The 18,296-nt window shown below is 64.5% G+C and carries 17 protein-coding genes and 5 tRNA genes; 8 read left to right on the top strand and 14 right to left on the bottom strand.

The genetic code is table 11. The features are described 5' to 3' along the window. Positions 1–57: 57 nt before the first annotated feature. The 3 genes from ACQ5BL_RS02265 to ACQ5BL_RS02255 are packed head-to-tail and all read left to right on the top strand — an operon-like array spanning position 58 to position 2,693. On the top strand, positions 58–1,170 hold the full coding sequence (locus ACQ5BL_RS02265; RefSeq protein ID WP_243808910.1) for an NAD(P)/FAD-dependent oxidoreductase: 1,113 nt from the start codon (positions 58–60) through the stop codon (positions 1,168–1,170). A gap of 20 nt (positions 1,171–1,190) precedes the next feature. After that, positions 1,191–1,565: a RidA family protein gene (locus ACQ5BL_RS02260; protein WP_243808911.1), complete on the top strand. Its 375-nt coding sequence runs from the start codon at positions 1,191–1,193 to the stop codon at positions 1,563–1,565. 60 nt (positions 1,566–1,625) lie between these two features. Beyond that, complete coding sequence (locus ACQ5BL_RS02255) at positions 1,626–2,693, top strand: YkvI family membrane protein (RefSeq protein WP_243808912.1); 1,068 nt, start codon at positions 1,626–1,628, stop codon at positions 2,691–2,693. A 98-nt stretch (positions 2,694–2,791) separates the two neighbouring features. Here ACQ5BL_RS02255 and ACQ5BL_RS02250 read toward each other — a convergent pair whose 3' ends face one another. Continuing rightward, complete coding sequence (locus ACQ5BL_RS02250; protein ID WP_243808913.1) at positions 2,792–3,238, bottom strand: Hsp20 family protein; 447 nt, start codon at positions 3,236–3,238, stop codon at positions 2,792–2,794. Between the two features lie 146 nt (positions 3,239–3,384). Here ACQ5BL_RS02250 and ACQ5BL_RS02245 point away from each other — a divergent pair, with 146 nt between their 5' ends. Then, positions 3,385–4,131: an SDR family oxidoreductase gene (locus ACQ5BL_RS02245; protein WP_243808914.1), complete on the top strand. Its 747-nt coding sequence runs from the start codon at positions 3,385–3,387 to the stop codon at positions 4,129–4,131. A 143-nt stretch (positions 4,132–4,274) separates the two neighbouring features. Here the strand turns inward: ACQ5BL_RS02245 and ACQ5BL_RS02240 are convergent, their stop codons facing one another. From ACQ5BL_RS02240 to ACQ5BL_RS02190, 11 genes are all read right to left on the bottom strand, one after another. Beyond that, complete coding sequence (locus ACQ5BL_RS02240; protein WP_243808915.1) at positions 4,275–5,237, bottom strand: tRNA dihydrouridine synthase; 963 nt, start codon at positions 5,235–5,237, stop codon at positions 4,275–4,277. 78 nt (positions 5,238–5,315) lie between these two features. After that, the gene (locus ACQ5BL_RS02235) at positions 5,316–5,771 is read right to left on the bottom strand and encodes an acyl-CoA thioesterase (protein ID WP_243808916.1); all 456 of its coding nucleotides are present in this window, start codon (positions 5,769–5,771) and stop codon (positions 5,316–5,318) included. Next, positions 5,768–6,418, bottom strand: a complete 651-nt coding sequence (locus ACQ5BL_RS02230) for a bifunctional 4-hydroxy-2-oxoglutarate aldolase/2-dehydro-3-deoxy-phosphogluconate aldolase (RefSeq protein WP_243808917.1) — start codon at positions 6,416–6,418, stop codon at positions 5,768–5,770. The genes ACQ5BL_RS02235 and ACQ5BL_RS02230 overlap by 4 nt, the downstream gene beginning before the upstream one ends. Before the next feature lie 168 nt (positions 6,419–6,586). Continuing rightward, positions 6,587–7,426: an alpha/beta fold hydrolase gene (locus ACQ5BL_RS02225; protein ID WP_243808918.1), complete on the bottom strand. Its 840-nt coding sequence runs from the start codon at positions 7,424–7,426 to the stop codon at positions 6,587–6,589. A 13-nt stretch (positions 7,427–7,439) separates the two neighbouring features. Further along, positions 7,440–7,979 (bottom strand): TetR/AcrR family transcriptional regulator, encoded by a 540-nt coding sequence (locus ACQ5BL_RS02220; protein ID WP_243808919.1) that lies wholly within the window; start codon positions 7,977–7,979, stop codon positions 7,440–7,442. Between the two features lie 171 nt (positions 7,980–8,150). Further along, a tRNA-Glu gene (locus ACQ5BL_RS02215) sits at positions 8,151–8,226 on the bottom strand. Positions 8,227–8,284: 58 nt separating this feature from the next. After that, positions 8,285–8,360, bottom strand: a tRNA-Ala gene (locus ACQ5BL_RS02210). 43 nt (positions 8,361–8,403) lie between these two features. Next, a tRNA-Glu gene (locus tag ACQ5BL_RS02205) sits at positions 8,404–8,479 on the bottom strand. A 52-nt stretch (positions 8,480–8,531) separates the two neighbouring features. Next, positions 8,532–8,607, bottom strand: a tRNA-Ala gene (locus tag ACQ5BL_RS02200). Between the two features lie 279 nt (positions 8,608–8,886). Continuing rightward, positions 8,887–10,371 (bottom strand): glutamate--tRNA ligase, encoded by a 1,485-nt coding sequence (gltX, locus tag ACQ5BL_RS02195; protein ID WP_243805620.1) that lies wholly within the window; start codon positions 10,369–10,371, stop codon positions 8,887–8,889. A 49-nt stretch (positions 10,372–10,420) separates the two neighbouring features. Next, complete coding sequence (locus tag ACQ5BL_RS02190) at positions 10,421–11,341, bottom strand: LysR family transcriptional regulator (RefSeq protein WP_243805623.1); 921 nt, start codon at positions 11,339–11,341, stop codon at positions 10,421–10,423. Between the two features lie 108 nt (positions 11,342–11,449). On the opposite strand from ACQ5BL_RS02190, the gene ACQ5BL_RS02185 reads away from it, so the two are divergent. Together ACQ5BL_RS02185 and ACQ5BL_RS02180 are read left to right on the top strand one after the other, a co-directional pair. After that, positions 11,450–12,484: an HlyD family secretion protein gene (locus tag ACQ5BL_RS02185; RefSeq protein WP_430292771.1), complete on the top strand. Its 1,035-nt coding sequence runs from the start codon at positions 11,450–11,452 to the stop codon at positions 12,482–12,484. A 43-nt stretch (positions 12,485–12,527) separates the two neighbouring features. Next, complete coding sequence (locus tag ACQ5BL_RS02180) at positions 12,528–14,033, top strand: MDR family MFS transporter (RefSeq protein ID WP_430292870.1); 1,506 nt, start codon at positions 12,528–12,530, stop codon at positions 14,031–14,033. Positions 14,034–14,185: 152 nt separating this feature from the next. Here ACQ5BL_RS02180 and uvrB read toward each other — a convergent pair whose 3' ends face one another. Then, complete coding sequence (gene uvrB / locus ACQ5BL_RS02175; RefSeq protein WP_243805627.1) at positions 14,186–16,201, bottom strand: excinuclease ABC subunit UvrB; 2,016 nt, start codon at positions 16,199–16,201, stop codon at positions 14,186–14,188. A 183-nt stretch (positions 16,202–16,384) separates the two neighbouring features. On the opposite strand from uvrB, the gene ACQ5BL_RS02170 reads away from it, so the two are divergent. Together ACQ5BL_RS02170 and ACQ5BL_RS02165 are read left to right on the top strand one after the other, a co-directional pair. After that, a complete protein-coding gene (locus tag ACQ5BL_RS02170; RefSeq protein WP_243805629.1) occupies positions 16,385–17,581 on the top strand; it encodes an amino acid aminotransferase in 1,197 nt (398 codons plus the stop codon). A gap of 69 nt (positions 17,582–17,650) precedes the next feature. Continuing rightward, positions 17,651–17,726: transfer RNA gene (locus ACQ5BL_RS02165), tRNA-Asn, on the top strand. 132 nt (positions 17,727–17,858) lie between these two features. Here ACQ5BL_RS02165 and ACQ5BL_RS02160 read toward each other — a convergent pair. Beyond that, on the bottom strand, positions 17,859–18,206 hold the full coding sequence (locus ACQ5BL_RS02160; RefSeq protein WP_207884275.1) for a ComEA family DNA-binding protein: 348 nt from the start codon (positions 18,204–18,206) through the stop codon (positions 17,859–17,861). Positions 18,207–18,296 lie beyond the last annotated feature (90 nt).

Raw genomic sequence — 18,296 nt, 5'->3', positions numbered from 1 at the left:
AAAATTCTCATATCTTAGATTTCTCACATAAGAGAAAACCTGCAGAAGGTCCTTGCCGTGAATCCATTCGACATCGTCATCATCGGCGCCGGCATCGCTGGCGCATCCCTCGCCTACCGGCTGAGCGAAACCCATCGGGTACTGGTGCTGGAGCGCGAAGAGCAGCCCGGCTACCACTCCACCGGACGCTCCGCCGCCATGTTCATGGAGGCTTACGGCACCCCGCAGATCCAGGCGCTGACCCGCGCCAGCCGGGCCTTCTACGAAAACCCGCCAGCCGGTTTCAGCGAGCACCCGATCCTCACCCCGCGCGGCTGCCTGTATGTCGGTGGTCCGGAGCAGGTCAACCTGCTCAAACAGGCAGAAGCCACACCCGGCGTGCAACGCATCAGCACCGAACAGGCGCTGGAATTCCTCCCGTACCTACGCGCCGACGCCATCGCCGGTGCGCTGTACGAACCCGATGCCCGCGATCTCGATGTGCACGCACTGCACCAGGGCTACCTGCGTGGCCTGCGGCAGCGCGATGGCGAATTGCGCTGCAACCGCGAGCTGCTGTCGGCCCGGCACGAAGACGACCTGTGGACGCTGGAGCTCAGCCAGGGCGAGACCGTGCAGGCCAGGCAACTGGTGAACGCCGCAGGCGCCTGGGCCGATCACGTGGCCGAACGCTGCGGTATCCGGCCGGTCGGCCTGCAGCCCTGCCGCCGCACCGCCTTCACCTTCCCGGTCCCGGACGGCGTGGACATCAGCCGCTGGCCGACGGTGATCGGCATCGACGAGAGCTTCTACTTCAAGCCCGACGCCGGCCAGCTGCTCGGCTCGCCCGCCAACGCCGACCCGGTACAGGCGCAGGACGTGCAGCCTGAAGAGCTGGACATCGCCCTGGGCGTACACCACATCGAAGAGCACACCACCCTGACGATCCGTCGCCCCAGCCACAGCTGGGCCGGCCTGCGCTCCTTCGTTGCCGATGGCGACCTGGTGATCGGCCATGACGAACAGAACCCGGCGTTCTTCTGGCTGGCCGCCCAGGGCGGCTATGGCATCCAGTCGGCGGATGGCGTGTCGCGCCTGGCACAGTCGCTGCTGCTCGGCCAACCGCTTCCCGAATCCCTGCGCCAGGAAGGCGTGGATCCCCTGCGCCTGAGCCCGGCGCGCTTGCGTTGAGTCCCACCGGAGGCACTCCCATGAGCGATATCCAGCGTTATCCCAGCACCCTGCCCTTCCCCTTCTCCCGCGCCGTCAAGGCCGGCGGTTTCCTGTTCCTTTCCGGGCAGATCCCGATGACCGCCGATGGCCAGGTGGTAAAGGGCGACATCCAGACCCAGACCGAAGCGGTGATGACCCGCATCGCCGAGAGCCTGGAAGCCTGCGGCGCGAATTTCTCCCAGGTGGTGAAGGCCACCGTGTGGCTGTCGGACATGGCGCATTTCGCCGGCTTCAACGAGGTCTACAAGCGCTACTTCGAGCAGGGCCTGCCGGTGCGTTCCTGCGTGGCCTCTGCCCTGGCGCTGGGCGTGGACGTCGAAGTGGAAGTCCAAGCGTTCGTCGGCGCAGCGTGATCCTTCCTCCGGCCTCGTCACAGGCGGGGCCCCCCCCATAACAACAATAGGGTTTCGATCATGAAAACCAGTCTCAAGCTCGGTGGTGCCTACATAGGCCTGGTGGTCGGCGTCGGTTTCGCCTCGGGCCAGGAAATTCTCCAGTTCTTCGGCAGCTTCGGCATCATGGGCCTGGCCGGCGCAGTGGTGGCACTGGCGCTGTTCGCCTTCCTGCTGATGAACCTCTACCAGATCGGCAGCCGCCTGCAGACCCAGTCGCACAAGGAAGCGATGGAGTTCATCTGCGGCAAGCCGCTGGGCCGCGTCGTCGACCTGATGCTGACCTTCTTCCTGTTCGGCACCATGGTGGTCATGTTCGCCGGCGCCAACTCCTCCTTCGAGCAGCAACTGGGCATCGGCCACAACATCGGCGGCATCGTGCTGGGCGTGCTGACCATCATCACGGTGTGCCTGGGCCTGAAGCGGGTGATCACCCTGATGAGCCTGATCACCCCAGTGCTGATGATCATCGTGGCGATCATCGCCATCTACGCCCTGACGCACATCCAGAAGCCGCTGGCCGAGCTGGAACAGATCGCCCTCGCCCTGCCGCACCCGGCGCCCAACTGGCTGCTCAGCGCCGTCCTCTATGTCTCCTACAACGTCGCCGCCACCGCGGCTGCCGTGGTGGTGATGGGCAGCAGCGTGCCGCACCTGCGCAAAGCCGGCCTGGGCGGCGTGATCGGCGGGGCCGGCGTCGGCGTGCTGATCCTGATCATGGCCCTGGTGATGCTGGTGCAGATCGACGTGATCGGCGACAGCGCCATCCCCACCCTGCTGCTGAGCAACCACATCGCCCCCGGGTTCGGCGACGTGATGCTCGCACTGCTGCTGGTGAAGCTGTACTGCACCACCAGCGGCTTCGCCTACACCCTGGCCGCGCGTTGCGCCGCCTATGGCATGCCGTTCCGCGTCGCTGCAGTGGCCGCGGTGGTACTCGCTTTCATCGGTAGCCAGGTCGGCTTCGTCAAGCTGGTGGGGATCGTCTACCCGATCATGGGCTACCTGGGCTTCGTGCTGATGGTGGCAATCGTCATCGCCTGGTGGCGCAATCGCTCGGCACCGCTGCCGGAGCGGCAGAGCGCCTGATCCTGCGCTCAGGAAAAAAGCGCAAACGAAAACGCCCGTCTCTTGCGAGACGGGCGTTTTGCTTTGCGGCTATGCCCCGGCTAACGCCGGGGTGCTGCTCAGCCCTCGATGGCCGGGCGCTGGCCGTTGATGGCGATCCGCTTGGGCTTGGCTTCTTCCGGAACGATGCGCACCAGTTCGATGCTCAGCAGGCCGTGCTTCAGCGACGCGCCCTGGACCTCGATGTGGTCGGCCAGGCGGAAGGACAGCTTGAAGGCACGCTGGGCGATGCCCTGGTGCAGGTAAGTGACGCTCTCGGAAGCCTTTTCGCGCTTGCCGCCGTTGACGGTCAGCACGCCGCGCTCCACCTGCAGCTCCAGGTCTTCCTCCTGCAGGCCGGCGGCGGCGATGACGATGCGGTAGCTGTCGTCACCATGCTTTTCGACGTTGTAGGGCGGGTAGGAACTGCCGCTTTCACTGCGCAGGGCAGATTCGAACAGATCGTTGAAACGATCGAAGCCGACGGACTGGCGGAACAGCGGGGCGAGGGAAAGGACGTTGCTCATGGCGAATCTCCTGAATATTTCAGCAAGGTATGATCTGGAGCCTGATGTCAGAACTCCGGTGCGGGACCCGTCTTCGGCTTCCCGCAGGAACATAGATAGGGACGGCCGAATCCATTTCAAGCCCCCTGCGCAACAGGACGTTTTCCATGAACAAGGTCATGCTGATCACTGGCGCCAGCCGCGGCATTGGCGCCGCCACCGCGCTGCTCGCCGCCGAACGCGGCTTCACCGTGGCGATCAACTACCGCCGCGAGCGCGAAGCAGCCGAGGCGCTGGTCGCGCAGATCACGGCGGCCGGTGGAAAGGCCCGCGCCTTTGCCGCCGACGTGGCGAACGAGGAAGACGTGCTGCGACTGTTCCGTGAGGTGGACGACGCCTTCGGCCACCTCGACGTGCTGGTGAACAATGCCGGCATCCTGGAGCGCCAGATGCGCCTGGAAGACATGGACGTGGCGCGCCTGCAGCGGGTGTTCGCGGTGAACGTCACCGGCACCTTCCTCTGCTGCCGCGAGGCGGTGAAGCGAATGGCACGCACGCATGGCGGCAGCGGCGGGAGCATCGTCAACGTCTCGTCCATGGCCTCGCGCCTGGGCTCGCCCAACGAATACATCGACTACGCCGCGGCCAAGGGCGCGGTGGACAGCCTGACCATCGGCCTGGCCAAGGAAGTGGCGGGTGAAGGTATTCGCGTCAATGCAGTGCGGCCGGGGCTGATCAGAACCGAGATTCACGCCAGCGGCGGCGAGCCGGGGCGCGTGGAGCGCCTGCAATCGGCAATTCCCCTGGGCCGGGGCGGCGAGGCGGAGGAAGTGGCGCGGGCGATCCTGTTCCTGGCGTCGGAGGAGTCCAGTTACAGCACCGGCAGCTTCATCGATGTCAGCGGTGGGCGTTAGGGTCAGCTACCCGTAGGGCGTACAACCGTTCGCGGTTGTACGCCGATACACCGCGCCTCATCAACAACGCCAAGGCCAAGTTCGGAGCGCCCTGGGATCATGGTCAAACGGCGTATAACGTCGAACGTTATACGCCCTACGGATCAGGCGGCAGCGACTTCGATCTCGACCTGCAGCATCCGGTCCAGCACCTCGCAATCATTCTCCCGACGCACCTGGGCAAACAGCTCCACAGCCTCGGGATAACTGCGCGTGAGCATCCCCAACCACTGCTTCAAGCGCCCCGGCGCGTAACGCGGGGCCAGCTTGCGCCGGGCCTGGCGCCAGAAGTCGTCGAGCAGCACGCGCACTTCCGACCAGTGCATCGGAACCACGTCGCGGCCATCGCGCCAGGCAGCGATCTGCCGCGCGAGGTCGGGTCGGGAAACCAGCCCGCGCCCGAGCATGATGTCCGCCACGCCGCTGATGGAACGGCAGCGCTGATAATCGTCCAGGGTCCAGACTTCGCCGTTGGCGAATACCGGCACCTTCACCGCATCGGCCACTTTTGCCACCCACTCCCAGTGTGCCGGCGGCTTGTAGCCGTCCGCCTTGGTCCGCGCATGCACCACCACATGGGCGGAACCTGCGTCGGCCAGGGCGCGGGCGCAATCGATGGCGCCGTCCGGACTGTCGTAGCCCAGGCGCATCTTCGAGGTCACGGGAATGTGTGCGGGTACGGCGCGACGCACAGCCTCGATGATGCTGAACATCAGCTCGGGCTCCTTGAGCAGCACCGCACCGCCACGGGAACGGTTCACCGTCTTGGCCGGGCAACCGAAATTCAGGTCGATCACCGGAGCGCCCAGCTCGCAGGCCTGCACGGCATTCTCGGCCAGCAATTGCGGATCGGAGCCGAGCAACTGCACACGCATCGGCACGCCGGCGCGGGTGCGGCTGCCGTGTTCCAGTTCCGGGGCGAGCGCGAGGAAGGACGACGGCGGCAGCAGCCGGTCGTTGATGCGGATGAACTCGGTGACGCACCAGTCGATGCCGCCGACGCGGGTCAGCACATCGCGGAGGATGTCATCTACCAGCCCTTCCATTGGGGCCAGGGCGATCTGCACGACGAGTGAGCCTCGGGCAATTGCGGGGCCGCGGATTGTAGGGAATGCGCCGCGCCGGGAAAAGCGCAGCGCGACGGATCACGCGCCGGCAGCGACGGCTTCCGGCGACAGCAAGGCGCGGCCATAACCCTCGATGAATTCCGCCGGCATGCGCTTGGGCTTGCCGGTGGACAGCTCGATGCAGACGAAGATGGTCTGCGCGCGCAGCAGGGTCACGGCGTCTTCCGGGCGCACCAGCTGGAAGTGACGGGTCATCTTCAGGCGCTGATCGGATTCGACGATCCAGGTCGCCAGTTGCAACTGGTCGCCTTCGTAGGCGGCGGCCAGGTAATCCACCTCATGGCGCACCACGGCCATGGCGCGGTCCAGCCGCCGGTACTCGGCCAGGTCCAGCCCCAGCCGCTGCGAGTGGCGCCAGGCACAGCGCTCCAGCCAGCTGACGTAGACGGCGTTGTTGGCATGGCCGAGGCCGTCGATGTCCTCGGGCATGACCTCGATGTCGATGACGAACGGATCGGGCAACTGCCAACTCATGAGGAATGCTCCAGGCTTGCGGCCAGCTCGTGGGCTTCGATGGCCAGTTGAGTGATCTGGTCCCAGGCACGGGCACGCACCAGACTCGGCGGCGCGATCCAGGTGCCGCCGACGCAGGCGACGTTGGGCAGGCGCAGGACGTTGAGCAGGTTTTCCTGGGTGATGCCGCCGGTCGGGCAGAAACGAATGCCGGTGAAGGGCTCCTTCAGGCTCTTGAGCATCCGGATCGCGGCATTGCCGTCGGCGGGGAACAGCTTCAGCGAGCGATAGCCGTACTCCAGCGCCACCAGCACCTCCGAAGGCGTCATCACGCCGGGCAGGAACGGCAGCTTCGCATCATCGGCGGCAGCCACCAGGCGCGGCGTGCAGCCGGGACTGATGGCGAACTGCGCGCCAGCGTCGCGGGCCTCCTGGAACTGTTCGGTATGGATCAGGGTGCCAGCGCCCAGGACCATCTCGGGCAGCTCGCGACGGATTTCCGCAAGGGCATCCAGCGCCTGCGGCGTACGCAGGGTCACTTCCAGCACGCGCACCCCGCCGTCATACAGCGCGCGGGCAAGATCGCCCGCCAGCGCCACATCCTCGATCACCAACACCGGCATGACTGGGCGCGCCTGCTGCAGCACCCAATCCAGCGAAAGATTCATGCGTTTCCCCCAATCGGCCACCCGCATGCGCAAGACCTCGCGCCCAGGCCGGGGCAGCCGGAAATGCCCGGAAGTCTACGCCAGGCCGCGAAGCCTGACGACCCGCAACGGGCCATCATGAAACGAAAACGGCGGCCTGGGGCCGCCGTTATCAGGATGCTGAATGACTCAGGATGCCAGGGCCAGCGCCAGCGGCTCCTCGACACTTTCCAGCAACTCCAGCACGGCCTCCGCCAGCGCAGCATCGGCCAGCACGCGGTGGTGTCCGCCACCCGGCAGGCGCAACAGCCGGCTGCCCGGCCAGGCCTCATGGATGGCGACGGATTCCGTCACCCGTACCTGGCGGTCATCCTCGGCATGCACCACCAGACCAGGCATGCCCAGCTCATAGCGCGCCACATCCAGCTGCTTCGCCGGAATGCCCGCCTGTCGCTCGACCTGACGGATGAAGCTCGAACGTGCCTGCCGCGGCAGACCGACATAGTTGGCGAAGCCGCGCAGCACGGTCAGCACCTTGCTCGGCGCGGCGATGGTCACCAGGGTTTCGGTGCGCAGGCCCATCTGGGTCGCCAGCAATGCACTGGCGCCGCCCATGGAGTGGCCGATCACCGCGCGAAGCGGCGGCAGTTCACTGGCGGCTTCCAGCAGGGCACGGGCGAACAGCACCACGTCAGCCTCACTCCCCGGCGACCGGCCGTGGGCCGGAGCATCGAGGGCGATCACACCATAGCCGGCCCCGACCAGTTTCTCGATCAATGCGGCGAACTGGGTCGGCCGCCCTCCCCAACCGTGCATCAGCAGCACCGCCGGCCCTTCGCCCCAGCGCAGCGCGGACAGGCCGAAGCGCAGGGTGATGCGTTCGGAACTGGCCAGCAATGGCAATTCCCAATCACGCGGCGGCAACTCGGTGGGCGTCATGAACAGCTGACGCATGCGTCCCGCCGCCCACTGCGGCGCAACACGGCCCAGGGTGGCGTTGATTCCACGAACCCAGTTCAGACTGTTCATTTTCCGTACCTCCTCAGATCACCGCTTTTTTCGCGGCACGCAGGACACGATCGGACAGGTCGCCCTTGCCCAGGGCACGGGCCAGCGCCAATCCGCCAATCATCAGGGCCATGTCGCTGAGCACCAGATCGACTTCCTCCGGCCGCCCAGCGAGGCTCGCCACCATCAGTTCCACATGTTCTTCCAGCGCCTCGCGGAAACCTTCCGGCAGGTGCGCCACTTCGCTCAGGGAACTGGGGATCGGACAGCCTTCGTCTTCGGTGTCGCGATGCTTGCGCGACAGGTAGAACTGCGCGGCCAGTGCGCGGCGCTCGGCAAAGCTCATTTGCGGGTCGAACATCTTCAACCCCACCCGGCGCTTGCCCAGCAACTGGCGGAACGCCTCCAGCATCAGCGCATCCTTGCTCTCGAAATGCGCATAGAAGCCGCCCACCGTCAGCCCCGCCGCCGCCATCACCTCGCCCACGCTGGGATCGACCGGGCCGCGCTTGAGCAGCGCGCTGGTGGCGGCGGAAAGAATGCGCTCGCGGGTCTGGGCTTTCTTGTCGCTCATGGCTGGCTTCTCGTTCGGACAAAATATTATGGAGAGAATATTATTCTCATAATAAAAATCAGCAAGCCGAAAGCGCGACCACTGGTCGGGAGAAAATTCTTCAGGAGGGAGAAAAACAAAAGGGCCACTGAAAGTCTCAGTGGCCCTATAGGCATCGCAGAGCGATAAAAATGGCGTCCCCTAGGGGACTCGAACCCCTGTTACCGCCGTGAAAGGGCGGTGTCCTAGGCCACTAGACGAAGGGGACATATCCTTCGAAGAAACCCACCTCATGGTGGATTCTGGCTTCATCCCGAATGGGAAATTGGTGGAGCTAGACGGGATCGAACCGTCGACCTCTTGCATGCCATGCAAGCGCTCTCCCAGCTGAGCTATAGCCCCAGATGACTCTGGCTGACGATGCGAGCGCATCGTCGCTGGATAGTGGCGTCCCCTAGGGGACTCGAACCCCTGTTACCGCCGTGAAAGGGCGGTGTCCTAGGCCACTAGACGAAGGGGACGCAAAACCTTCGATTTCGGCTTCGTCCGGACCGACGAAGCTTACTGGTAATTTGGTGGAGCTAGACGGGATCGAACCGTCGACCTCTTGCATGCCATGCAAGCGCTCTCCCAGCTGAGCTATAGCCCCAAAGTACCGCTGGATCTACCGTTCCGCTTCGCTCTGTCATTCAGTTCGTCGCTGGAACGGGGCGCATCTTAGGGGCGAGGCGACACCCTGTCAACAACATTTTTTCAGATTTCTAATTTTTTTCTCCCAAAGAACAATCACTTATGTGCCAGCCCCGAATCCAGGCCAATGGAATAAGCAGCCCGCCTGCTCTCCTCCAGCCATGCCAAACGGCTTGCGCAGACATGAAAAAGGCCGGGCGCCTGACGGCGGCCGGCCTTCTCCAGTGTAGGAAAGATATTAGGCGCCGATGGCGTCGCGAATCTTTTCCCACTCCTTGGCTTCTTTCTTCGACGCACCGCCCAACAGCTCCAGGGCCTGGCGCAGCCGGTAGCGCGACAGATCGGCGCCGAGGATTTCCATGGCATCGAGCACCGACACCGAGCTGGCCTGGCCGGTGATAGCCGGGAACATCAGCGGCATCACGTCACGCAGCTTGAGGCCCAGATGTTCGGCCACGGCCTGGATGGTCGCGGTGATCCTGTCCTTTTCCCACTGGCGCAGCGCTTCCAGCTTCCACAGCACCAGTTGCAGCACCTGGCGAACCTGGGTGGCGTCGAGCTTCTTGTGCTCGAACAGCTTGGCGTCCAGCTGCACGCCGCCGCTGAAGAAGAAGCCGGCCAACGGAGCGATCTGGCTGAAGTTCTCCACGCGGCCTTGCACGTGCGGGGCGATCTTCATCAGGTACTCGGGGTTGAGTGCCCACTTCTGCACTTCCTTGGCGAAGTCCTCGACGGACAGCTCGCGAATCCACTGGCCGTTCAGCCAGGAGAGCTTCTCGATGTCGAAGATCGGGCCGCCCAGGGACACGCGGGACAGGTCGAAGTGCTCGATCATTTCCGCCAGGCTGAACTTCTCACGCTCGTCTGGCATGGACCAGCCCATGCGACCGAGGTAGTTCAGCAGCGCCTGCGGCAGCAGGCCCATGCGCTCATAGAAGGTGATGGAGGTGGGGTTCTTGCGCTTGGACAGCTTGCTCTTGTCCGGGTTGCGCAGCAGCGGCATGTAGCAGAGCACCGGCTGTTCCCAGCCGAAGTACTCGTACAGCTTGATCAGCTTGGGCGCCGACGGCAGCCACTCTTCGCCACGCAGGACGTGGGTGATGCCCATCAGGTGGTCGTCCACCACGTTGGCGAGGAAGTAGGTGGGCAGGCCGTCGGCCTTCATCAGCACCTGCATGTCCATGCGGTCCCACGGGATTTCCACGTCGCCACGGAGCATGTCCGGCACCACGCAGACGCCCTCGGTCGGCACTTTCATGCGCACCACGTGGGATTCGCCGGCAGCGATGCGCCTGGCCGACTCTTCCTTGCTCAGGTGCATGCAGTGACCGTCGTAGCGCGGGGTTTCCTTGCGCGCCTGCTGTTCGGCGCGCAGCGCGTCGAGGCGCTCGGCGGAGCAGAAACAGGGGAAGGCGTGGCCTTTTTCCACCAGCTCGTCGCTGTACTGCTTATAGATGGCGCCACGCTCGCTCTGCCGATACGGGCCGTGCGGACCACCGACGTCCGGGCCCTCGTCCCACTCGATGCCCAACCAGCGCAGCGCGTCGAAGATCTGCTGTTCCGATTCGCGGGTCGAGCGCACCTGGTCGGTATCCTCGATGCGCAGGATGAACTGACCGCCGTGCTGACGGGCGAAACAGAGGTTGAACAGCGCGATGTAGGCGGTGCCGACGTGCGGGTCACCGGTGGGGGACGGCGCGATACGGGTGCGGACAGTGGTCATGAAGGCTCTCATGTGAATCGGTGAGGACAGCGCAGGCCGAGGCACGCGCTCATGGACGCGATGTTATCAGGCGGGCCGCCCCCGGCTCCAGCCAACGCTCCGCATCGATCGGCAGGTTGTTGATCAGGAAGTCGAGGAAAGCCTTCACCTTCATCGCCTGGAAACGCCGCGACGGGTAGACCGCGTAGAGCTCGCCAACCGGCAGCTGCACCTGCGGCAACACCCGAACCAGGCTGCCGCTGGCCAGTTGCTCGTCGACGATCAGCTCCGGCAGCGAGGCGATCCCGGCACCGGCCAGCACCGCTTCGCGGGCGAAGGTGATGTTGTTGCACGACAGCACCCGGTGGCAGGGAATACTTTCGCCGCTAAGTGGCCAGTAGCGCTGGGAGTCGGCCTGCAGCAATACCGCGCGGTGGCCGGCCAGTTCCTCGACCTGCTGCGGCTGGCCGTGCAAGGCCAGGTACTCCGGACTGGCGCACAGGCAGCGGTTGGTAATCAGCATTCGCCGGGCGATCAGGGTGGAGTCTTCCGGCTGGCCGACCATGATGACGATATCCACGCCCTCCTCCAGCGGATCGACAGTGCGCGAGGTCAGCTCGACCTCGGCGCTGATCTGTGGATAAAGACGCATGAAATCGCCCAGCACCTTACCCAGGTACATCTGCCCGAACTCGATGGGCGCGCTGATGCGCAGCAATCCCGACGGCGCCTGTTGCAGTTGCATCACCGCCTGCTCGGCCTCGGCGAAGTCATGCATGATCTGCCGGCAGCGTTCGTAGTAGGCCTGCCCCACTTCGGTCAGGCGCAACTTGCGGGTGGTGCGGTTGAGCAGCCGCACGCCGAGGCGCTCTTCGAGCAGGACGATGCGCCGGCTCACCGTGGACTTCTGCATGCCCAGGCTCTGCGCGGCCTGGGTGAAACTGTGCAGCTCCACGACGCGGGTGAAGATCAGCGCATCATCCAGCCCCATGATTGTTCCCTATAAGCAACAAAGTTTCCGAAGTGTAGCGGCTACGTGCCGCCACGGAACACTGTTACATTGGAAAACATTTTTCCGCCAACCAAACGCTCGTTTACTATGCCTGCCCAACTGCAACGCCGCCTGACCGTGTTCCTCGTCATCCTCGTGGTGGTCGCCCTCGCCTTTCTGGCGCGCTGGTATTTCATCGGCCGCTTCGTCGAGACGACCGACAACGCCTACGTGCAGGGCGAAATCACCCGCATCGCCAGCCAGCTCGGCGCGCGCGTCGACGAGGTCCTGGTGCAGGACAACCAGCACGTGGAAAAAGGCCAGTTGCTGGTGAAGCTCGAAGCCGACGATTTCAAGCTCGCCCTGGAGCGCGCCAAGGCCACCCTGGCCACCCGCGAGGCCGAGCTGGAGCAGGCACGCAGCAAGCTCAAGGGGCAGTCGAGCAACATCGCCGCCAGCGAAGCCGACGTGAACGCCAGCCAGGCCACCCTTGGCCGCGCCGAGGTCGACCTGGGCCGCGCCCAAGCGCTGCGCGGGCCGGGCTATGTCTCGGAGGAGCGCGTCACCACCCTCACCGCCGATTCCCGCGTCGCCCGCTCGCAAGTGGCCAAGGCCCAGGCCGATCTGCAAGCCCAGCGCGTGCAGCGCGACACCCTGAGCACCGACGTCCAGCGCCTGCAGGCGCAGATCGAAAGCGCCCGCACCGATGTCGCCCAGGCCGCACTCAACCTGGCCCGCACCGAAATCCGCGCGCCGGTAACCGGCCTGGTCGGCCAGCGCAACGCCCGCATCGGCCAGTACGTGCAGGTCGGCACCCAGCTGCTGTCGCTGGTACCGGACAACGGCATTTGGATCCAGGCCAACTTCAAGGAAACCCAGATCGGCAAGATGCGCCCGGGGCAGAAGGCGCGACTGGTGTTCGACTCCTTCCCCGATACCCCTATCGACGGCGAAGTGCAGAGCCTGTTCGCCGCCTCCGGCGCGCAGTTCAGCCTGCTGCCGCCGGACAACGCCACCGGTAACTTCACCAAGGTGGTGCAGCGCATCCCGGTAAAAATCACCTTCGCCGACGACAACCCGCTCAAGGGCCTGATCCGCCCGGGCATGTCGGTCGATGCAGAGGTCGAGTTGCGTGTCCGCTGATGCCCTGGTGCGGCCGGTTGGGGAACCGACCCGCCGCGACTGGATCGCCGTCTTCAGCGCCATGCTCGGCGCCTTCATGGCGGTCCTCGATATCCAGATCACCAACTCCTCGCTGAAGGATATCCAGGGCGCGCTGGCCGCCACCCTGGAAGAAGGTTCCTGGATTTCCACGTCCTATCTGGTGGCGGAGATCATCATGATCCCGCTCACCGCCTGGCTGGTGCAGTTGCTCTCGGCCCGGCGGCTGGCCTGGATGATCTCCATCGGTTTCCTGTTCTCCTCCCTGCTCTGCTCCTTCGCCTGGAACCTGGAGAGCATGATCGTGTTCCGCGCCATGCAGGGCTTCACCGGCGGCGCGCTGATTCCCCTGGCCTTCACCCTGGCGCTGATCAAGCTGCCCGAACACCACCGCCCCAAGGGCATGGCGCTGTTCGCCATCACCGCCACCTTCGCTCCCTCCATCGGCCCGACCCTGGGCGGCTGGCTGACCGAGAACTTCGGCTGGGAATACATCTTCTACATCAACATCCCGCCGGGCCTGCTGATGATCGCCGGCCTGCTCTACGGCCTGGAAAAGAAGCCGCCGCACTGGGAGCTGCTGAAAAGCACCGACTACGCCGGCATCGTCACCATGGCCATCGGCCTGGGCTGCCTGCAGGTGTTCCTGGAAGAAGGCCACCGCAAGGACTGGCTGGAGTCCAACCTGATCGTCAGCCTGGGCAGCATCGCTCTGGTCAGCCTGATCCTCTTCGTGATCCTGCAGACCTCGCGGCCGAATCCGCTGATCAACCTGGGGATTCTGCGCAACCGCAACTTCGGCCTGTCGAGCATTTCCAGCATCGGCCTGGGTATGGGGCTGTACGGGTCGATCTACGTGCTGCCGCTGTATCTCGCGCAAATCCAGGGCTACAACGCCATGCAGATCGGCGAGGTGATCATGTGGATGGGCGTGCCGCAGCTGTTCCTGATTCCGCTGATCCCCAAGCTGATGAAGATCATCGAGCCGCGCCTGCTCTGCGCCCTGGGCTTCGGCCTGTTCGGCCTGGCCAGCTTCTGCTCCGGCGTGCTCAATCCGGACTTCGCCGGGCCGCAGTTCAACCAGATCCAGCTCTTGCGCGCCCTCGGCCAGCCGATGGTGATGGTCACCATCTCGCTGATCGCCACCGTCTACCTGCAACCGCAGGACGCCGGCTCAGCCTCCAGCCTGTTCAACATCCTGCGCAACCTCGGCGGCGCCATCGGCATCGCCCTGCTGGCGACCCTGATCGATAGCCGTGCCAAGGTCTACTACGACTACCTGCGCGAAGCGGTGGTGCCGGTGAATGGCGCGGTGGACGAGCGCCTGGCGCAGTTGACGGCACAACTGGGCACGCAGCAGGCGGCGCTGGGCAAGATCAGCGAGATCGTCCACCAGCAGGCGGCGATCATGGCCTACAACGACGCCTTCCACGCCATCGGCATCGTCCTGGCGGTGAGCATGGTGGCGGTGCTCATGACCCGTTCGCTGCCGGCGGGGGTAGGTGCTGGCGCGGGAGCCGGGGCGCATTGAGCGCCCTCGTGCCACAACAATCGTTGTAGGAGCGAGCTTGCTCGCGAACCCCACTTCACGCCGGAATCTCAGGGTGCTGTGCAGTTCGCGAGCAAGCTCGCTCCTATGAAAAGCCGTCCTGGCAGGCACTCAGCCGGCTCCTCCCTCGCCATTCAGCCCATCGCCACCATGCGATCCCGCAACTTGCCGATCTCGTCGCGCACCCCGGCCGCGGCCTCGAACTCCAGGTCACGGGCCAACTGGTACATACGCTCTTCCAGCTGCTTGATGCGCTTGGCGATCTCGTCCGGCGTACGCAGCTCGTTCTCGTACTTCCCGCTCTCCTCCGCCACCTTCGCCAGGCTGCGGCGCTTGCCCTTGGCGCCCGGCACCACGGCACCTTCGAGGATGTCCTTGATGTCCTTCTTCACGCCCTTGGGCACGATGCCGTGCTTGGCATTGAACTCCAGCTGCTTGGTGCGGCGGCGTTCGGTCTCGTTGATCGCCCGCTGCATCGAACCGGTGATGTTGTCGGCGTAGAGGATCGCCTTGCCGTGCAGGTTCCGCGCGGCGCGGCCGATGGTCTGGATCAGCGAGCGCTCGGAACGCAGGAAACCTTCCTTGTCCGCATCGAGGATCGCCACCAGCGCCACCTCGGGCATGTCCAGGCCCTCGCGCAGCAGGTTGATCCCCACCAGTACGTCGAAGGTGCCGGTACGCAGGTCGCGGATGATCTCCACCCGCTCCACGGTGTCGATGTCAGAGTGCAGATAACGCACCCGCACGTCGTGATCGCCCAGGTAATCGGTGAGGTCCTCAGCCATGCGCTTGGTCAGGGTGGTGACCAGCACGCGCTGATCCTCAGCCACGCGCAGGCGGATTTCCGAAAGCAGGTCGTCCACCTGGGTAGTCGCCGGGCGGATTTCCACTTCCGGATCGACCAGGCCGGTCGGTCGCACCACCTGCTCGATCACCCGGCCGGCGTGCTGATCTTCATAAGGGCCGGGGGTCGCGGAAACGAAGATGGTCTGCGGGCTGATCGCCTCCCACTCCTCGAAGCGCAGCGGACGGTTGTCCAGCGCCGAGGGCAGGCGGAAGCCATATTCCACCAGGGTTTCCTTGCGCGAGCGGTCGCCCTTGTACATGGCGCCGACCTGGGGAACGCTGACGTGGGATTCGTCGATCACCAGCAGGGCGTTGGCCGGCAGGTAGTCGTAAAGGGTCGGTGGCGGTTCGCCGGGACCGCGCCCGGAGAGATAGCGCGAGTAGTTCTCGATGCCATTGCAGTAGCCCAGTTCGAGGATCATCTCCAGGTCGAAACGGGTACGCTGCTCCAGGCGCTGGGCTTCCACCAGCTTGTTGTTGGTGCGCAGGTAGTCCAGGCGCTGCTTGAGCTCGGCCTTGATGTGCTCCACCGCCTCCAGCAGCGTTTCCCGAGGGGTCACGTAGTGGCTCTTGGGGTAGAAGGTGAAGCGCGGCAGCTTGGTGATGACCTCGCCAGTCAGCGGGTCGAAGGCGGCGATGTTCTCCACCTCGTCATCGAACAGCTCGACGCGGATCGCTTCCAGGTCCGATTCCGCCGGGAAGATGTCGATGACGTCGCCGCGCACGCGGAAGGTGGCGCGGGCGAAGTCCATGTCGTTGCGGGTGTACTGCAGGCTGGTCAGGCGGCGCAGCAGCTCGCGCTGGTCCATCTTGTCGCCACGATCCAGGTGCAGCACCATCTTCAGGTAGGACGCCGGGTCGCCCAGGCCGTAGATCGACGACACGGTGCAGACGATGATGGCGTCTTCGCGCTCCAGCAGCGCCTTGGTCGCCGACAACCGCATCTGCTCGATGTGATCGTTGATCGAGGAGTCCTTCTCGATATAGGTATCGGAGGACGGCACGTAGGCCTCGGGCTGGTAGTAGTCGTAGTAGGAGACGAAGTACTCGACGGCGTTGTTCGGGAAGAAGGTCTTGAACTCGCCATAGAGCTGCGCGGCCAGGGTCTTGTTCGGCGCCAGGACCATGGTCGGGCGCTGCACCTGGGCGATGACATTGGCGATGCTGAAGGTCTTGCCGGAGCCGGTCACCCCCAGCAGTGTCTGGTGCGACAGGCCCGCTTCCAGCCCTTCCACCATCTGTCGGATGGCTTCGGGCTGATCGCCGGCGGGCTTGAAGCGCGAATCCAGCTGGAATAACGACATGGGAACCTCGCATTGGCGTGTGACGCTTCGGTCGCCAAAGCGTCATACCAGTCGAAAAGCATGCGCGATAACTCGCCGCCTGCCATAGAGGCCTATATAATACCGGCCCGTCGACGCACCCCCCAGCGCCGTGAGCGGGGGGTTGCAATTGCACTTCACTCCCGCCTTAGAGCTGCTGCCAAAATGAGTCTGTTCTCCGCTGTCGAAATGGCCCCCCGTGACCCCATCCTGGGCCTGAACGAAGCTTTCAACGCCGATACCCGTCCGGGCAAGATCAACCTGGGCGTAGGCGTTTACTACAACGAGGAAGGCCGTCTCCCGTTGCTGCGCGCCGTGCAGGCCGCGGAGAAAGCCCGCATCGAGGCCCACGCTCCGCGCGGCTACCTGCCGATCGAAGGCATCGCCGCCTACGATTCGGGCGTGCAGAAGCTGCTGTTCGGCGCTGACTCCGAGCTGCTGGCCGAAGGCCGCGTGGTGACCACCCAGGCCGTCGGCGGTACCGGCGCGCTGAAGACCGGCGCCGACTTCCTCAAGCGCCTGCTGCCCAACGCTACCGTCGCCATCAGCGACCCGAGCTGGGAAAACCACCGCGCCCTGTTCGAGGCTGCCGGCTTCCCGGTGCAGAACTACCGTTACTACGACGCCGCCACCAACGGCGTGAACCGTGCCGGCCTGCTGGAAGACCTGAACGCCCTGCCCTCGCAGTCCATCGTTGTGCTGCACGCGTGCTGCCACAACCCGACCGGCGTCGACCTGACCATGGACGACTGGAAGCAGGTCCTGGACGTGCTCAAGGCCAAGGGCCACGTGCCCTTCCTCGACATCGCCTACCAGGGCTTCGGTGATGGCATCGACGAAGACGCCGCCGCCGTGCGCCTGTTCGCCAAGTCGGGCCTGAACTTCTTCGTGTCCAGCTCCTTCTCCAAGTCGTTCTCGCTGTACGGCGAGCGCGTCGGCGCCCTGTCGGTCGTGACCAACAGCCGCGAGGAGTCGAGCCGCGTCCTGTCCCAGGTCAAGCGCGTGATCCGCACCAACTACTCCAACCCGCCGACCCACGGCGCCAGCGTCGTCGCGTCCGTGCTGAACAGCCCGGAACTGCGCGCTGTATGGGAAGAAGAGCTGGGCGAAATGCGCACCCGCATCCGCGCCATGCGTGTGGCCATGGTCGAGCAACTGGCCGCCCTGGGCGCCAAGCGTGACTTCGGCTTCGTTGCCCAGCAGCGCGGCATGTTCTCCTACTCCGGCCTGACCGCCGAGCAGGTGGAACGCCTGAAGAACGAGTTCGGCATCTACGCCGTCGGCACCGGCCGCATCTGCGTCGCCGCGCTGAACAACGGCAACCTGGACACCGTGACCCGCGCCATCGTCCAGGTGCTGTAAAAAATTAAGGGGAAGTCGTCGGAGCGATGTTGACTTCCCCTTTTTAATCAGTAAGATACGCCCCGTTGTTCCGCGATAGCTCAGTCGGTAGAGCAAATGACTGTTAATCATTGGGTCCCTGGTTCGAGTCCAGGTCGCGGAGCCAAAATTCAAAGCCCTCGGCACATGCCGGGGGCTTTTTCTTTGTGCCGCGAAAAACCAGCAGGCATCACCCGCCCTGGTGCACATCTCATAAAAAAGCCGGTCATCGACCGGCTTTTCTTTTTCCTGACAAGGCTCAGAGCGAGATCCTGTCCCGATTCTTGTCCAAGGTTCCCTTGCCAATGCCCTTCACTTCCAGAAGCTGATCGACGCTCGTGAATGGACCGTTGGTCGTACGGTAATCGATGATTGCCTGGGCCTTGACCTTGCCGATCCCCTTCAGCGACTTCTGCAGCTCTTCCACAGTCGCGGAATTGATGTTCACGGTCTCGGCTTGAGCGACCGGCGCCTTGCTGGCGGGAGCGCTGGACTCGACGGCCGGAGCGGCAGCCGGCTCAGCCTTGGTGGCAGCACTGGCGACACCAGCGAAGGAAAGGCTGACCAGCAGGATCATGCTTGCAACGGAAAGCAGACTCTTCTTCATGAATCATTCCTTGATGAATCAGGTTTCTAGGCGGGCACCATTGCGCCGCCCAAAAAACATATCGTCAGGAATGCCCTTAAAAATGTCGGT

The organism is Pseudomonas sp. B1-22 (assembly GCF_050474425.1).
Taxonomy (GTDB): domain Bacteria; phylum Pseudomonadota; class Gammaproteobacteria; order Pseudomonadales; family Pseudomonadaceae; genus Pseudomonas.
Note: the sequence above shows the minus strand (reverse complement) of the source record. Positions and strands in the feature narration are given on the sequence as shown.

Excerpts from the sequence above, each read along its gene's own strand:
- ACQ5BL_RS02190 (WP_243805623.1), bottom strand. The coding sequence starts at position 11,341 with ATGGGGCTGGATGATGCGCTGATCTTCACCCGCGTCGTGGAGCTGCAC.
- ACQ5BL_RS02245 (WP_243808914.1), top strand. The coding sequence starts at position 3,385 with ATGAACAAGGTCATGCTGATCACTGGCGCCAGCCGCGGCATTGGCGCC.
- uvrB (WP_243805627.1), bottom strand. The coding sequence starts at position 16,201 with ATGTCGTTATTCCAGCTGGATTCGCGCTTCAAGCCCGCCGGCGATCAG.
- ACQ5BL_RS02230 (WP_243808917.1), bottom strand. The coding sequence starts at position 6,418 with ATGAATCTTTCGCTGGATTGGGTGCTGCAGCAGGCGCGCCCAGTCATG.
- ACQ5BL_RS02225 (WP_243808918.1), bottom strand. The coding sequence starts at position 7,426 with ATGAACAGTCTGAACTGGGTTCGTGGAATCAACGCCACCCTGGGCCGT.
- ACQ5BL_RS02160 (WP_207884275.1), bottom strand. The coding sequence starts at position 18,206 with ATGAAGAAGAGTCTGCTTTCCGTTGCAAGCATGATCCTGCTGGTCAGC.
- ACQ5BL_RS02250 (WP_243808913.1), bottom strand. The coding sequence starts at position 3,238 with ATGAGCAACGTCCTTTCCCTCGCCCCGCTGTTCCGCCAGTCCGTCGGC.
- ACQ5BL_RS02185 (WP_430292771.1), top strand. The coding sequence starts at position 11,450 with ATGCCTGCCCAACTGCAACGCCGCCTGACCGTGTTCCTCGTCATCCTC.
- ACQ5BL_RS02255 (WP_243808912.1), top strand. The coding sequence starts at position 1,626 with ATGAAAACCAGTCTCAAGCTCGGTGGTGCCTACATAGGCCTGGTGGTC.
- ACQ5BL_RS02235 (WP_243808916.1), bottom strand. The coding sequence starts at position 5,771 with ATGAGTTGGCAGTTGCCCGATCCGTTCGTCATCGACATCGAGGTCATG.
- ACQ5BL_RS02220 (WP_243808919.1), bottom strand. The coding sequence starts at position 7,979 with ATGAGCGACAAGAAAGCCCAGACCCGCGAGCGCATTCTTTCCGCCGCC.
- gltX (WP_243805620.1), bottom strand. The coding sequence starts at position 10,371 with ATGACCACTGTCCGCACCCGTATCGCGCCGTCCCCCACCGGTGACCCG.
- ACQ5BL_RS02170 (WP_243805629.1), top strand. The coding sequence starts at position 16,385 with ATGAGTCTGTTCTCCGCTGTCGAAATGGCCCCCCGTGACCCCATCCTG.
- ACQ5BL_RS02260 (WP_243808911.1), top strand. The coding sequence starts at position 1,191 with ATGAGCGATATCCAGCGTTATCCCAGCACCCTGCCCTTCCCCTTCTCC.